Source organism: Gordonia neofelifaecis NRRL B-59395, from assembly GCF_000192435.1.
Taxonomy (GTDB): domain Bacteria; phylum Actinomycetota; class Actinomycetes; order Mycobacteriales; family Mycobacteriaceae; genus Gordonia; species Gordonia neofelifaecis.
The window spans coordinates 103,605-118,440 of the sequence record NZ_AEUD01000010.1 but is presented as its reverse complement, the minus strand read 5'-3'; the positions used below and the strand labels follow the sequence as shown (position 1 = coordinate 118,440).

Genomic DNA, 14,836 nt, shown 5'->3' with positions numbered 1-14,836 from the left:
GGTCACAGTGGACCGGTGAGCACGGACAGCACCGCCAAGACTCCTCGGCGCGCATCGCTGCGCGAGGAGCAGAAGCTGCTGACGCGCACGCGGCTCATCGACGCCGCCCGTGCACAGTTCACCGCGCGGGGCTACGCGGCGGTGACGATCGACGACATCGTGGCCGACGTCGGCTGCAGTCGGGCCACCTTCTACCTGCACTTCCCCGCCAAGATCGACGTCCTGCTCGCCCTGGCGGACTCGTCGGTGTGGCCGAGTGCCGTCACCGTCTACCAGGACCTCGACCGGGTGCTGGCGACCGGTTCACGAGTGGAGTTCGCCGCCTGGGTGGCGAACGCCCTGCAATGGTTCGGCGGTTACGCGGAGATGTTCCGGGCCTGGGATGAGGCGACGGCGCTGGAACCCGAGTTCCGCGAGATCGCCCGCGCGGGCATCGCGACGCTGCCCGGCTCGATGACGCAGTATCTCGAGCGCTGGCCCGACGACCGCCGCGACGAGGCGCGCCTGCGCGTGGAACTGCTGGTGGCGCAGTTGGAACGGTTCTTCGTCCGTTGGGCCACCCTGGGCACGATCGAGGGTTCGGCGGAGCTGGCCGTGCGCGTCCTCACCGACGTCTGGTTCCCCGCGCTGACGGTGCCGGAGTAGTCCGGCACCGGGCGCGGAGCGAGCGGGCCGAATCCACAACGAGTCACGCCGCGCACGTTGCCCGATGGACGGGGCACGATCCGGGTAGAGTCGTGTGGGTGCTGGGACTTCCTGACGACATCACGGTGGCACTGTTCGATCTCGACGGTGTGCTCACCGACACCGCGTCGGTGCATCGGATCGCGTGGACCGCAGCGTTCGACGACTTCCTCACCGAGCGCGCGGGCGGCGACATCGGCGGTCGGACCGACGAGTTGCGTCCGTTCACCGATCAGGACTACTTCGACTACGTCGACGGGCGCCCCCGGATGGACGGCGTGCGCACCTTCCTCGCCTCGCGCGGGCTGACCGTCGACGAGGCGACCGCGTCGGCGGTCGCGGACGGCAAGAACACGGCGTTCCTGGCCTCACTCGAGCGCGACGGGGTGACCGCCTATCCCGGTTCGGTCCGGTACCTGCACGCCGCACGCGATGCGGGTCTCCACATCGCCGTGGTGACGAGTTCCCGCAACGGCGAGCAGGTGCTCGAGGCGGCGGGCCTGTCGGAGTTCGTGGAGCGGAGAGTGGACGGGAACACCATCGTCGCCGAGCAGCTGGCGGGCAAGCCGGCGCCCGATTCGTACCTCCGCGGCGCGGAGCTGATGGGCGTCGCCCCCGCGGCGGCAGCCGTCTTCGAAGACGCGATCTCCGGTGTCGAGGCCGGCGTCGCGGGACGGTTCGGGTACGTCGTGGGCATCGATCGGGTCGGCGGCGGCCAGTCGGACGCCATGACGACCGCCGGTGCCTCTATCGTCGTCACCGACCTCGACGAACTACTGGCCGGGGACTGACCGCAGACCCGGCCCCGAACGACCCCGTGCACGCACCAGCCCGATAAGGACCGCCCGTGATCGAACCGACCACCAGCGAGCTCGCCCACACCACGCACGGCGACACGTCGAGCCACACGGCTCCGGTCAATGTGCCGCACCACGGCATGCACCCCGTCGAGGGCTTCGACGTCAGCCCGTGGCAGCTGCGCTGGCGCGGCCTCGACGTGGACATGATCGGCCGGACCGAGACGCTCTTCGCCCTGTCCAACGGCCACATCGGTCTCCGCGGCAGTTTCGAGGAGGGCGAGCCGGTCGATCAGCCGGGCACCTACCTCAGCGGTTTCTACGAGCTCCGCGACCTGCCGTACGCGGAGAGCGGTTACGGCTATCCCGAGTCCGGCCAGACGGTCGTGAACGTGACCGACGCCAAGGTGATCCGGCTCCTCGTCGAGGACGAGCCGATGGATCTTCGGTACGGGCGCACGGTCGAGCACGAACGCGTCCTCGACTTCCGCACCGGCACCCTGCGCCGGAGCACCCTGTGGACCTCGCCCACCGGCCGGACCGTGCGCATCCGGTCCGAGCGGCTGGGGTCGTTCCCCAAGCGCACGGTCGCCGCGATCCGCTACGAGGTGGAGCCGATCGGCGAGGACATGAAGCTGGTGCTGCAGTCCGACCTGCTGGCGAACGAGCCGATCGGGGGCGCCTCCGCGAAAGACGATCCACGGCTCGCCGCCGCCCTCGACCAGCCGCTCGTCGGCGCCCTCGCCGAGTGCGACGACCTGTCGGCGGTGCTGGTCCACCACACGCGGCGGTCGGAGCTGGGCGTGGCCGCGGGCATGGATCACGAGCTCGAGCTCCCCGCGTCCGCGGATACGACCATCCGCGCGGACGGCGACCTCGCACGCCTCACCGTGGCCGCCACCGTGCCGCAGGGCACCAAGCTGGTGCTCACCAAGTACATGGGTTACGGGTGGTCGGCTCGCCGATCGGTGCCTGCGCTGCGCGCGCAGGTCGAGGCCGCGCTCGCCATGGCGAAGGAGACCGGCTGGGACGCCCTCAAGCAGGAGCAGGCCGACTACCTCGACGAGTTCTGGCTGGACGCCGACATCGAGCTCGACGGCGACCCGGAGTTGCAGCAGGCCGTCCGGTTCGCCCTGTTCCACGTGCTGCAGGCCGGCGCGCGCGGCCAGTCCCGGGCCATCCCCGCCAAGGGATTGACCGGCCCCGGCTACGACGGCCACACGTTCTGGGACACCGAGAGCTTCATCCTCCCGATGCTCACGTACGCGGTCCCCGCGGCCGCGGGCGAGGAGCTCCGCTGGCGGCACTCCACGATGGACAAGGCGAAGGCCCGGGCGGCCGAGCTCGCGCAGCACGGCGCGATGTTCCCCTGGCGGTCGATCAACGGCGACGAGTGCTCGGGTTACTGGCCTGCCGGAACGGCGGGCATCCACGTCTCCGCCGACATCGCGAACGCGACGGCCCGGTACATCCGGGCGACCGGCGACGAGGCCTTCGAGGTCGAGTGCGGGGTCGAACTGCTGGTGGAGATCGCCCGGTTCTTCTCCGGCTTCGGCCACCACGATTCGACGGGCAAGTTCCGCATCGACGGCATCACCGGCCCGGACGAGTACACGGCGATCGTCAACAACAACGTCTTCACCAATCTCGCGGCGCAGCAGGCACTGCGCGACGCCGTCGCCGCGTGTGCCCGACAGCCCACCGTCGCGGGCGATCTCGGCGTCACCGGCGACGAGACCGCCTACTGGTCGCGCTGCGCCGACGACATGACGATCCCGTACGACGACGCGCTCGGCGTGCACCAGCAGTGCGAGGCGTTCACCAAACTCGACCGGTGGGATTTCGATCGCTCGCGCGGCCGCTATCCGCTGCTGCTGAACTACCCGTACTTCGACCTGTACCGCAAGCAGGTGGTGAAGCAGGCCGACCTCGTCTTCGCGATGTACCTGTTCGGCGATCGCTTCACCCCGGAGCAGAAGCTCGCGAACTTCGACTACTACTACCCGATCACCGTCCGCGACTCCTCGCTCTCGGCGTGCTGCGAAGCGGTCACCGCCGCCGAGGTCGGCTACCTCGACCTCGCATACGACCTGATGAGCGAGTCGGTCTTCACGGACCTGCACGACCTGCACAACAATGTCTCGTCGGGCCTGCACATCGCCGCGCTGGCCGGAGCGTGGACCGACTGCGTCGCCGGCTTCGGCGGGATGCGCGATTTCGACGGTCAGATCACCTTCGCCCCGCGCCTGCCGTCGAGGCTGGACTACATGTCGTTCCGGATGGTGATCCGCGAGTCGCGCATCGTCGTCGCCGTCGATTCGGAGAAGGCCACCTACCGGCTGCTGTCCGGCCCGACCGTCGAGCTCGCGCACCACGGCGAACGCTTCGTACTCGGCGACGACCCGGTGATCCGCGACATCCCGCGCCTGGGCGCTCGCACCGCCCCGCTCGCGCCTCCGGGCTGCGAGCCGTACCAGCGTCCCTGACGCGACCGCTGGTGTGGTGGTCGAGGGCCCCGCACGTACAATCGACGCATTATGCCGAGCGAGTCCTTTGGCGCGTCGTCGCCCTTCTACATCACCACCGCCATCGCGTACCCGAACGGCGCCCCGCACATCGGGCACGCCTACGAGTTCATCTCGGCGGACGTGCTCGCGCGGTTCAAAGCGCTGGACGGCTTCGACGTCCGCTTCCAGTCGGGCACCGACGAGCACGGTCAGAAGATGCAGCAGACCGCGGAGAAGGAGGGCGTCTCCACCGCTGAGCTCGCCAAGACCAACTCCGATCGGTTCGAGGCTCTCCACATGGCGCTCGGCACCGACCTGAGCCGGTTCATCCGCACCACCGACACCGATCACCACCGGGCGTCGGAGGAGATCTGGAAGCGGATGGAGGCCGCGGGCGACATCTACCTGGACTCGTACGCCGGTTGGTACGACGTGCGCGACGAGGCCTTCTTCACCGAGGACGAGACCACTGTCGACGCCGACGGCAGGCGCGTCGCAACGGAGAACGGCCACGTCCTCACCTGGACCGAGGAGCAGACCTACTTCTTCCGCCTGTCGAACTATCAGGATCGGCTGCTCGCCCTGTACGACGAGCATCCCGAGTTCATCGGACCCGACGTCCGGCGCAACGAGGTCCGCAGCTTCGTCGCCGGCGGCCTCAACGACTTGTCGATCTCGCGGACCACGTTCGACTGGGGTGTCAAGGTGCCGGGCGCTCCGGACCACGTCATGTACGTGTGGGTCGACGCCCTCACCAACTACCTGACCGGAGTCGGCTTCCCCGACGACGAGCAGACGCTGTCCCGCTACTGGCCCGCGGACCTGCACATCATCGGCAAGGACATCATCCGGTTCCACTGCGTGTACTGGCCGGCCTTCCTGATGAGCGCGGGCCTCGAGGTACCCAGGCGCGTGTTCGCGCACGGCTTCCTGTTCAACCGCGGCGAGAAGATGAGCAAGTCGATCGGCAACGTCGTCGATCCGCACGAACTGGTGGAGCAGTTCGGCCTCGACGCCGTTCGCTACTTCTTCCTGCGCGAAGTGTCGTACGGCCAGGACGGCTCGTACTCCGCCGATGCGATCGTCGCGCGGAACAACGCCGATCTCGCCAACGAGTACGGCAACCTCGCGCAGCGGACGCTGAGCATGATCGGCAAGTACTTCGAATCGCGCGTGCCGCAGCCCGGTGAGTTCACCGACGCCGACCGCGCCCTGCTCGACGCCGCCGACGCACTCCTGCCGAAGGTCCGCGAACAGTTCGACAAGCAGTCGATCCACCTCGGCCTGGAGGCGGTGTGGACGGTGCTCGCCGATGCGAACCGGTACGTCTCGGCGCAGGAGCCGTGGAAGCTCGCCAAGACCGACCTCGACCGCACCGGCACCGTGCTCTACGTGTGCGCCGAGGTGGTGCGCATCGTGACCGTCCTGGTCCAGCCGGTGATGCCGCAGTCGACCGCGACGCTGCTCGACCTGCTCGCCGTCCCGTCCGGCGACGAGAACCGGCAGTTCACCGCCGTCGTCGACCGGCTGGCGGTCGGCGCCGAGCTGCCGAAGCCGACGCCGGTGTTCCCGCGCCAGGAGAGCCCCGCCGCGCAGGCATGACCGCGCACACCGCGCTCGACGTCCTGCACGCGCTCGACGCGGCGACCCGCGAACGCGGCCTGCCCGGTCCCGCCGGGTTGATCGGCGACTGGGCCGATGCCGATGCGGTCATCGCACCGTCGGTCGAGCTGACCGCGGGCACACTGCCGCCCGACCGGCCGGACGCGTTCTGGTTCGGAGCGCTCAGCTTCCCGGTGCGCACGGACGAGTCGCCGCTGCCCACAGTCGTGGGCGGGACGGTCGACGGCGTGCTGAAACTCGCCGATGGACGGTGGTCGTGGGTGAGCGTCTCGGGGGCGCCGCAACCCGAGTGGACCGCAGCGGCGCTCGACGCACCGCGCCGCGCTGCGGCCTGGCACGCGGAGTGGACGGTCCCGGACCGCGACCGCCACATCTCCGCGGTTCAAAGGTGTCTCGAGGCGATCGCCGCGGGCGAGGTCTATCAGGCCTGCGTGTGCACTCGGTTCGACGGGCGCCTCGATGGCCGTCCGTTGGACTTCTTCACCGACATCGCCGCCGCGACCGCGCCGGCCAAATCCGCGTGGCTGGCGGGTGACTGGGGATCGATCGCCAGCTTCAGTCCGGAGTCGTTCCTCGATCGCCGCGGCGGTCGGGTGACGTCGTCGCCGATCAAGGGGACGCTGCCCGCGAGCGCCGATCCCGCACACCTGGCGGCCTCCACCAAGGACGTCGCGGAGAACGTGATGATCGTCGACCTCGTACGCAACGACCTCGGCCGCGTCGCACGGACCGGATCGGTGACGGTGCCCGACCTGCTGACCGTCGTCGGCGCACCCGGCGTCTGGCATCTGGTGTCGACGGTGGCGGCGGACCTGCCGGCCGCGGTCGGCAACGACGAACTGCTCGATGCCACGTTCCCGCCCGCATCGGTGACCGGGACGCCCAAGATCCGCGCCGCCGACCTGCTCGCCGGCTGGGAGGAGCACGCCCGCGGCGTCTACTGCGGCGCGGTCGGAATCGCCGGTCCGGACGGACTGCTCGACCTGAACGTCGCGATCCGCACCGTGTCCGCGACGCCGGACGGGGCCCTCACGCTCGGCGTCGGCGGCGGGATCACCATCGACTCCTCCCCCGAAGCGGAGTGGCACGAGTGCCTGGACAAGGCGTCCTCGATCGTCGGCTTCGATCCTCGCCGATGATGCGGGTGTCGTCAGGGCCGGCTCGGAGCGCGCCTCGGCATCAGCCGCGGACGCCGGCCGACCAGCGAGGCGACGAAACCGCAGAAGGTCAGCACCCAGGCGACGATCGCGATCCAGATCTCGACCAGCCCGAGATTCTCGAGCAGCGGCAGATCGTTGACCGAACCGATCTGGTGGCAGCCGACGCCGTACATCGCCAGCGGGAACACGATCGCCCACAGCGAGACGTCGTAGCGGAGCGGAACCCGGTGCCGGACATGACGCCAATACCCGGCGAAGACCAGCGGCGGGATCAGCCAGGTGCCGAACGCCCAGAACAACACCGACCCGGCCTCGATGGTGCCGCGTACCGTGCTCAGCACCGGGACGTCGGCCATCGCCCCGATGTTCGCACCCGCGACCACGGTGATCGCCGTCGCGCCCATCGCGATCCAGTAGGCGCCGCCGAGTTGGTCGGGTGCGGGATGGTGCATGAAGATCCGGGAGGCGACGAACAGCGCGACCGCCACGTACAGAAAGACGCCCACCGCCCAGCACAGCACCGCGAGCAGCGCGAGCTCGGCCTGGCCGACGGTGACGTGCGGCTGGATCGCGGCGGCGAGGACGGCGACCGACTGCGTCGCGACCACCCATAGGAACCACGTGCCGTCGGCACGCTCCAGCTGCGACATCCCCTCGCGTGCGGTGAACGCCAGCGGCGGCAGCGCGTAGCCGAGCACCAGCCACAGCAGTGCGGTCACGACGAGGAGGATCGACGCGGCCGTGAGGTAGCCGTCCTGCACCAGCCGGGCGCCGAGCACGCCGGTTGCCGCGACCAGGGTGAAGAAGCCGAACGTCCGCTGCGGGATCCGCAGGTCGGTCGCCACCGCGTGCCGATACCGGACCAGACGCACGGCATTCAGCAGGATCAGGACGACGTACGCGATGCCCGCGACCCACATCAGCACCGCCGACAATCGATGCAGGCCCTCCACGTTCACCGCGATCGACACGATGCCCGTCGCCATGACCATGGAGAAGTAGGCGGGCGCGAGGCCACGGATCGTCCTGTCGAGTGCGGTCACGGGGCGGCCGTCACTCGTGGCGCGCGGCGAGCACCGCCTGATAGACGTCCCGGCGCGAGAAGGGCGTGCCCGTCGCGGCCTGCGCACAGGCGTCCTTGAGCCGCATTCCGTCGTCCGCGAGACGCTGCGCGCGCTCGACGACGTCGTCGATGCCGACGTTCTCGTCGATCGCGGCCGCCCCGGCGACGACGACGGTGATCTCTCCCTTGACGCCGCCCGCGGCCCAGTCGGCGAGCTCTGCCAGCCCGCCGCGCCGTACCTCCTCGTACGTCTTGGTGAGCTCACGGCAGACGGCGGCGCGCCGGTCCGGTCCGAGCACCGCTGCGGCGTCGGCGAGGGTCTGCGCCAGCCGGTGCGGGGATTCGAAGAAGACGACCGTGCGGGGCTGGGTCCGCAGCTCAGCCAGCCAGTCCTGCCTCGCGCCCCGTTTGCGCGGTGCGAACCCGTCGAAGCAGAACCGCTCCGACGGCATCGCCGACAGCGCCAGCGCGGTAGTGACGGCCGACGGGCCCGGCAGGCAGGTGATGGGCAGGTCGGCGTCCGCGCAGGCGACGACGAGCCGGTATCCGGGGTCGCTGACCGACGGCATCCCGGCATCGGTCACGAGGAGCACCGTCGCGCCGCCGCTGATCGCCTCGACGAGTCCGGGCGTGCGTGCGGCCTCGACCTGGTCGTAGTAGCTGAGCAGGCGGCCGGTGATCTCGACGTCGAGCGCGGTGGCGAGCGCCCGGGTGCGTCGGGTGTCCTCCGCGGCGACGATGTCCGCCGATCCCAGGGCCTCGCGGAGTCGCGGCGACGCATCACCCGCCTGTCCCATCGGTGTCCCGGCCAGGACCAACCGCCCCGCGCCGCTTCCGCTGGTCTTCGGCTCGGGTCCGCCCGTCCCCGGGTCACTACTGGTCACCGACTCAGACTACTGATCCGGCTACCATCGCACAGGTGACCCCCGCCGCCATGATCGACCGTGCGACAGTCGAAGACCGCGCGCTCACCGAAGACCTCGGCACGGCGCCCGGTCCGCAGGTCCCCGAACCGGTATTCGGTGCCACCGACCGCCTGCGCGGCACGGTGGTCGGCGCGATCCTGGTCCTCATCGCGGTCGCCACCCGGTTCTGGGATCTGCAGAATCCGACCGACAGCGGCACACCGGTCTTCGACGAGAAGCACTACGTCCCGCAGGGCTGGCAGGTCCTGACCGGCGACAACTTCATCGAGGACAACCCGGCATACGGCCTCGTCGTCCATCCGCCGATCGGCAAGTGGATCCTGGCGGCCGGCGAGTGGATGTTCGGCTACAACCCGATGGGCTGGCGGTTCATGTCCGCGGTGTCGGGAGTGATCATCGTGCTCGCGGTGTACCTGGCGGTCCGGCGAATGAGTCGCTCGACCCTGATCGGCGCCATCGCGGGCGTCTTCGCGATCTGCGAGGGCGTGCTGTTCGTCCAGTCCCGGATGGGCATGCTCGACATCTTTCAGATCCTGTTCATCCTGCTCGCCTTCGCCGCGTTGATCGCCGACCGCGACCAGATGCGCGAGCGGATGCACCGTGTCTGGCAGCAGGGACGGATCGACGACTCGCCGTTCGGCCCGCGGTTCGGGTTCCGCTGGTACCGCTTCACCGCGGGGGTGATGCTCGGCCTGGCATGCGGGGTGAAGTGGTCGGGCGCCTACTTCGTCATCTTCTTCACCCTCCTCTCGCTCGGATTCGACGTCGCCGCGCGCCGGGCGTATCACGTGCAGCGCCCGTGGGCCGGGGTGCTGCGCCGCGACGTGATCCCGTCCGCGGCCTCGCTCGGCTTGATGCCCTTCCTCATCTATCTCGCGAGCTTCGCGCCGTGGTTCTCGTCGGAGACGTCGGTGTTCCGTTACGTCGTCGGCGAGAAGGTCGGCACCGACGGACCGTTCTCCTGGGTGCCCGCGGCGGCGCGGTCGTTCTGGTACTACGAGTCGGGCATCCTCGAGTTCCACGCCGGCCTCACGAATGCCGCGGGCAACCATCATCCGTGGGAGTCGAAGCCGTGGACGTGGCCGATGGGTCTGCGACCGATGCTGTACGCGATCTCCTACGGTCCCGACCAGTGCGGCGGGTCGGACTGCGTCCGCGCCCAGATGCTGATCGGCACCCCCGCCCTCTGGTGGCTGGCGCTGCCGATGATCGCGTGGGGACTGTGGCGGATCGTCTCGCGCCGGGACTGGCGCTACGCGGCGGTCCTCGTCGCCTACGGAGCGGCGGTCCTGCCGTGGTTCGGTGACATCGATCGTCAGATGTACTTCTTCTACGCCACCGCGATGGCACCCTTCCTGGTGATGGGGCTGGCCCTGGCCTGCGGGGACCTGCTGAGCGCGGCGCCCCGCGGCGCCGGCTCGGAGAGACGGCTGATCAGCGTGCTCGTGGTCTCGGTCTACGTCGCGCTGGTGATCGCGAACTTCGTGTGGCTCTGGCCGATCCTGATCGGCGCCCCGATCTCTAACGTCGAATGGGGTCAGCAGATCTGGTTGCCGAGCTGGTCGTGATCTCGCGCGGCACCACGAGCCACATCACGAGCGCGAGCACGACCACCCCGCCGGTCACCAGGAACGCCGGGCCGAAGCCGACGGTGTCCGCGATCACCCCGGTGACGATCGGTCCCGACACCGCGCCGAGGTCGGAGGCCATGCCGTAGGCGGCCAGTGCCGAACCGCCGCGACGCCGACCCGCCAGCATGTCGCCGAGAGCCGCCTGGTGGGTGGGGGCGAACAGGCCCGATCCCAGACCGGCGACCGCCGTCAACCCGAGTGCGACCCAGATGCCCGGCGAGTAGCCGAGCGCCAGCGTGCCCGCCGCAGCTACGACGAGCCCGGGGATCATCACCGGCCGTCGCCCGTAGCGGTCCGACAGTCTGCCGGACACCAGGATCGCGATCATGTTGCCCGCCGCGTAACAGGCCAGAATGATGCCCGCCCACGCGGTGCCGTAACCGAGGCCGTCCTGGACGAAGATCGGCACCAGCGCGACGCGCACCCCCATCGACGCCCAGCCCTGCGCGAAATTGGAGGTCAGGATGGCGCGGTACTCGCGGAGCTTCAGCGAGGAGAGGAACGACGGCGCCGCGAGCAGACCCGAGTCGTCGGAGTCGCCTCCCGGCGCAGGCACCGCCTCGGGCGGCGGCGGCATGAACGTCGCGACCACCACCGTCGCGATGAGGAGGGCGATCGCGTAGACCACGAACGGCAGTCGGAGCCCGAAGTCCACCAGGGCCGCGCCGATCAGCGGACCGGTGAGGTTGCCGACCAGGAAACCGGCCGAGAAGTAGCCCGACGCCCGACCGCGGACCTCCTGCGGCGACAGTCGGATGAGAAGTGCCATCGCCGACACCGTGAACATGGTGGACCCGATGCCGCCCGCCGCGCGGAACACCAGCAGTTGCCAGTAACTCTGTGCGAAGGCGCACGCCGCGGTGCTGAGCGCGACGATCAGCAGTCCGGTCAGGTAGATCTTGCGCTCGCCGAGGATCGTGACCAGACGACCGCCCGCGGGCGCGAACAGCAGACGCATCAGCGCGAACGCCGACACCACGAAGCCTGCAGCCGCCGACGAGACGTCGAAGGTCTTGGCGAAGATCGGCAGGGCCGGTGCGATGAGACCGAATCCGAGCGCGATCACGGCGTTCGCGATCAGCAGGATCCACAGTCCACGGGGGAGGTTCTTCATTGTGGTCTCAGATTATCGACAGGCCCGTGGCCGGCCCCGTCACGTCCCCGCAAACATCAGCGGTGTTCGTGGTGACCACCGGGTGGTCCCCACGAACACCGCTGATCGAGACCTGTTCTCAGTGGCGCGCGATCATCACCGGGACGTGCGCGTGATGCAGCACCTTCTGGCTGCGCGAGCCGAGCAGCAGTCCGGTGAAACCGCCACGGCCGCGGCTGCCCATCACGATCAGCGACGCGTCGTCGCCCGCGGCGTCGAGGATCGCCTTGGCCGGCTCCTCGGGCACGACCACCCGCTCGACCTCGACGTCCGGATAGTCCTGGCTGTAACCGGCCATGCGCTCGGCGACCGCCTCGACGGCCTGCTGCGACATCTCGTCGATCTCCTGCTCGTCCAGACCGAAGCCGTGCAATGCGTCGGCGTCGAGCGGCGTCCAGGTGTGTACGGCGACCAGCTTCTTGTTGCGGAGGTCGGCCTGGCGGTAGGCCTCGGCAACGGCCGGATCGCTGATCTTGGAGTCGTCGACGCCCACCACGACGGGTCCGTCGCCGCCGAGCGCGCCGCCGGGCACGATCACCACGCGGCCCTTCGAGTGCGCGGCCACACTGGTGCTGACCGAACCGAGGAACAGGCCCTTGACGCTGCTGAGACCACGGGTTCCGAGCACGGTGACCTGTGCATTCTCGCCGAGCTCGAGCAGCACTCGAGCCGCGTCGCCCTCCACGATCGAGCCGTTCAGCTTCACGTCGGGCGCCACCTCGCGGGCGGCGGCCGCGGCCTCCTGCACGAACCCGGTGGCTTCGCTGCGAATCGCGTCGATCACGTCCTGCGGGATGACGAGGCCGGGCGCGTAGTCACTGGTGGTTGAGCTGTATGCGGCGACGATCTTCAGGTCGAGGTCCTCGATCGCAGCCGCGGACGCCGCCCACCGAACCGCATTCGTCGATTCGGGCGATCCGTCTACGCCGACCAGAATCAAGCTCATTTGCGACTGCTCTCCTTCACACCGGCCCGGAGCCCTCGTGACGGCTTCCGTACTAAGCCTCAAATCCCATTGTTCACCATGACCGCGGCCACCGCATCGGTACGAGGTCCGGGTGTGTCGATCCGTACAATAGAGGTCAAACGACCTGTTTCCGACCGCACTCGAGGAGTTCTCCACATGTCGACCACCACCGCCCCCCGTGAGATCCGCGATGCGGCCACTCACGTCTGCGTGACTGTGGCGTGCGGCATCGTGGTGCTCATCGCGGCGATGACCACCTCCGGCCGGACCAACGAGATCCTCGTGCTCGCCGCGCCGATCGTCGTCATCCTGGGCACGGTCGCGGCGATGGTCCGCACCTACCGGAACTGGAAGTCGGGCGGCCGCTGGCAGGTGTGGCAGGGCGCGACATGGTTCCTGCTGGCGCTGTCACTGCTGTGGTTCACCGGCGCACTGCCGAGCGTCATCGTCGACTGACGGTCATCGGCTGCCCTGGGCGTCGAGGCTGATCTCCTCGGCGTCGAGCCGCGCGAGCGCGACGGTGAGCGACTCCGAGCTGTACGCCCCGCGATCGCGCAGGTCGATCAGTTCGGCCCGCTGCCGGTCGATGATCACCCGCCGCACCCGGCGCATCTCCACCGCGTTCCGGAGCCTGCGGTCGAGCACGTCTCCCTCGAACTCGTCGTCGTCCGAGGCCTCGAGTTCGCGGACCTGCTCCACGCTGCGCGCCAGCAGACCGTCCGTCCCGCAGACCGACGGGTCGGCGAGCACCTCGTAACTGATCGACGCCATCTCCCGATTCAGTCGACGCCGCTCCTGGGCGGCCGCCTCCCGCTGGTCCGGCAGCTTCATCCACTTGATGAACGCGCCGAGCGTGGTGCCCTGAATCATCAGTGAGCCGGTCGCGACCACGAAGGCGACCAGGATGAGCAGCGATCGATACGGGGTGTCGGCGGGCAGCGTCTGCGCGGCGGCCAGCGTCACCACGCCACGCATGCCCGCCCACACCACGACGTAGCCCTCACGGAATCCCATCGACTCCGTCCGGTAGTACTCGATGTCGGCCAGCCTGCGGTCGATGCTCCGCTGGAATCGCCTGGTCATCCGATCGGCGGCCGCATCGGGATCACCGAGCTTGTCCTGCATCTCCGCCAGCATCGGCTCGCGCGCGATCACCCGTCGCGCGCGCCGCGAGATACCCGCGACAAGGGTCATCACGAAGGCCCACCGAATGACGATCAGCAGCACGAAGGCGATGGCCGCGGGCCAGACGGCGTGCCACACCGTCTCGTGACTGTCGCGCACGTCGGTCACCAGTGCCTTCAGTTCCAGTCCCATCAGCAGGAACACTCCACCCTCCAGGAGGAGTTCGACGGTGCGCCACGTCTGCTGGTCGGACTGCCGGTGCGCGGCGGTCAGCCGTCGCACCGAACCGCGGCCGGTCACCAGGCCGGCGGCGACCGCCGCGACCAGACCGGACGCGCCCATCACCTCGGCGGGCACGTACGCGATGTACGGCGCGGTGAACGAGACCGCGGTGGCGACCGCGGCGTTGGAGATCCGGGCGCGAGCGACGATGAAGACCCAGCCCACTGCCGCTCCCACGACCACCGCGGCGACGACCGCCCAGGCGAACGAGACGGCCACGCCGAACAGCGAGACGCTCGTCGCCATCGCCGCGATCGCCGCGCGCAGCACCACCAGCGCGCTCGCGTCGTTGAAGAGACTCTCGCCCGAGAGCACCGTGACGAGTCGCTGCGGTGCGCCCACGCGTTTGACGGTGGTCGTCGCCACGGCATCGGTGGGGCTGAGGATGGCGCCGAGCGCAACGCCGGTCGCATAGTCGGCGTCCGGCAGGATCCACATGAAGAAGAGCCCGAGCAGCAGCGCGCTGATGACGACCAGCACGATCGACAGTCCGCTGATCGCCTGGAAGTCGCGCTTGAAGTCCATCGCGGGCAGTGCGACGGCCGCGGCGTACAACAGCGGCGGCAGCACCCCGATCAGAATGATCTCCGGATCCACCGAGATCGGCGGCACACCCGGGAGGTAGCTGACCGCGACGCCGAAGCCGACGAGCAGCAACGGCGCGGCGATCCGCACTCGGGGCGCCAACTGGTTGGCACCGGCGACGGCCAGGACGCACACGACGACGATTCCGACTATCTCCACGGGGCCATTGTCCACGGTCCGCCGCACTGTGAGCCAGGACACCCAGATGTGTCCACACTGACTGTGCCATCGAGCATTGACAAGATCCGAGTGCGATGCGACGCTTGTGACAACAGGTTCTACTTCGGCGGCCCTCGTCCACCGACGCGAGTCAGACGCAAGTCAGGAGAAGAC

Annotated in this window: 12 protein-coding genes; 7 read left to right on the top strand and 5 right to left on the bottom strand. The window is 69.3% G+C overall.

Annotated elements, in window-relative coordinates:
* The first annotated feature begins 15 nt into the window (after nucleotides 1–15).
* The 5 genes from SCNU_RS12510 (at nucleotide 16) to SCNU_RS12490 (ending at nucleotide 6,750) form a co-directional block, all read left to right on the top strand.
* Nucleotides 16–645 (top strand): TetR/AcrR family transcriptional regulator, encoded by a 630-nt coding sequence (locus SCNU_RS12510; protein ID WP_009679751.1) that lies wholly within the window; start codon nucleotides 16–18, stop codon nucleotides 643–645.
* A gap of 98 nt (nucleotides 646–743) precedes the next feature.
* Nucleotides 744–1,475, top strand: a complete 732-nt coding sequence (locus SCNU_RS12505) for an HAD family hydrolase (RefSeq protein WP_040518378.1) — start codon at nucleotides 744–746, stop codon at nucleotides 1,473–1,475.
* Between the two features lie 146 nt (nucleotides 1,476–1,621).
* Nucleotides 1,622–3,967, top strand: a complete 2,346-nt coding sequence (locus tag SCNU_RS12500) for a glycoside hydrolase family 65 protein (protein ID WP_040518377.1) — start codon at nucleotides 1,622–1,624, stop codon at nucleotides 3,965–3,967.
* Nucleotides 3,968–4,018: 51 nt separating this feature from the next.
* Nucleotides 4,019–5,590 (top strand): methionine--tRNA ligase, encoded by a 1,572-nt coding sequence (gene metG / locus SCNU_RS12495; protein WP_009679748.1) that lies wholly within the window; start codon nucleotides 4,019–4,021, stop codon nucleotides 5,588–5,590.
* Entirely contained in the window at nucleotides 5,587–6,750 is a 1,164-nt protein-coding gene (locus tag SCNU_RS12490) for an aminodeoxychorismate synthase component I (RefSeq protein WP_009679747.1), read from the top strand. The genes metG and SCNU_RS12490 overlap by 4 nt, the downstream gene beginning before the upstream one ends.
* A gap of 11 nt (nucleotides 6,751–6,761) precedes the next feature.
* Here SCNU_RS12490 and SCNU_RS12485 read toward each other — a convergent pair whose 3' ends face one another.
* Both SCNU_RS12485 and rsmI read right to left on the bottom strand, forming a co-directional pair.
* Nucleotides 6,762–7,814, bottom strand: coding sequence for a tellurite resistance/C4-dicarboxylate transporter family protein (locus SCNU_RS12485; protein WP_009679746.1), 1,053 nt, complete (start codon nucleotides 7,812–7,814; stop codon nucleotides 6,762–6,764).
* A gap of 10 nt (nucleotides 7,815–7,824) precedes the next feature.
* On the bottom strand, nucleotides 7,825–8,718 hold the full coding sequence (gene rsmI, locus SCNU_RS12480; RefSeq protein WP_040518333.1) for a 16S rRNA (cytidine(1402)-2'-O)-methyltransferase: 894 nt from the start codon (nucleotides 8,716–8,718) through the stop codon (nucleotides 7,825–7,827).
* 50 nt (nucleotides 8,719–8,768) lie between these two features.
* Here rsmI and SCNU_RS12475 point away from each other — a divergent pair, with 50 nt between their 5' ends.
* Nucleotides 8,769–10,328 (top strand): dolichyl-phosphate-mannose--protein mannosyltransferase, encoded by a 1,560-nt coding sequence (locus tag SCNU_RS12475; protein ID WP_050792821.1) that lies wholly within the window; start codon nucleotides 8,769–8,771, stop codon nucleotides 10,326–10,328.
* On the opposite strand, the gene SCNU_RS12470 is transcribed toward SCNU_RS12475, so the two are convergent.
* A complete protein-coding gene (locus SCNU_RS12470; protein WP_009679743.1) occupies nucleotides 10,282–11,505 on the bottom strand; it encodes an MFS transporter in 1,224 nt (407 codons plus the stop codon). The two genes, SCNU_RS12475 and SCNU_RS12470, sit on opposite strands and share 47 nt — an antisense overlap.
* Before the next feature lie 118 nt (nucleotides 11,506–11,623).
* Nucleotides 11,624–12,490: a universal stress protein gene (locus SCNU_RS12465; protein WP_009679742.1), complete on the bottom strand. Its 867-nt coding sequence runs from the start codon at nucleotides 12,488–12,490 to the stop codon at nucleotides 11,624–11,626.
* A gap of 177 nt (nucleotides 12,491–12,667) precedes the next feature.
* On the opposite strand from SCNU_RS12465, the gene SCNU_RS12460 reads away from it, so the two are divergent.
* Nucleotides 12,668–12,967, top strand: a complete 300-nt coding sequence (locus SCNU_RS12460) for a hypothetical protein (protein ID WP_009679741.1) — start codon at nucleotides 12,668–12,670, stop codon at nucleotides 12,965–12,967.
* A gap of 3 nt (nucleotides 12,968–12,970) precedes the next feature.
* Here SCNU_RS12460 and SCNU_RS12455 read toward each other — a convergent pair whose 3' ends face one another.
* Nucleotides 12,971–14,662 (bottom strand): cation:proton antiporter, encoded by a 1,692-nt coding sequence (locus SCNU_RS12455; RefSeq protein WP_009679740.1) that lies wholly within the window; start codon nucleotides 14,660–14,662, stop codon nucleotides 12,971–12,973.
* Between the last annotated feature and the right edge of the window lie 174 nt (nucleotides 14,663–14,836).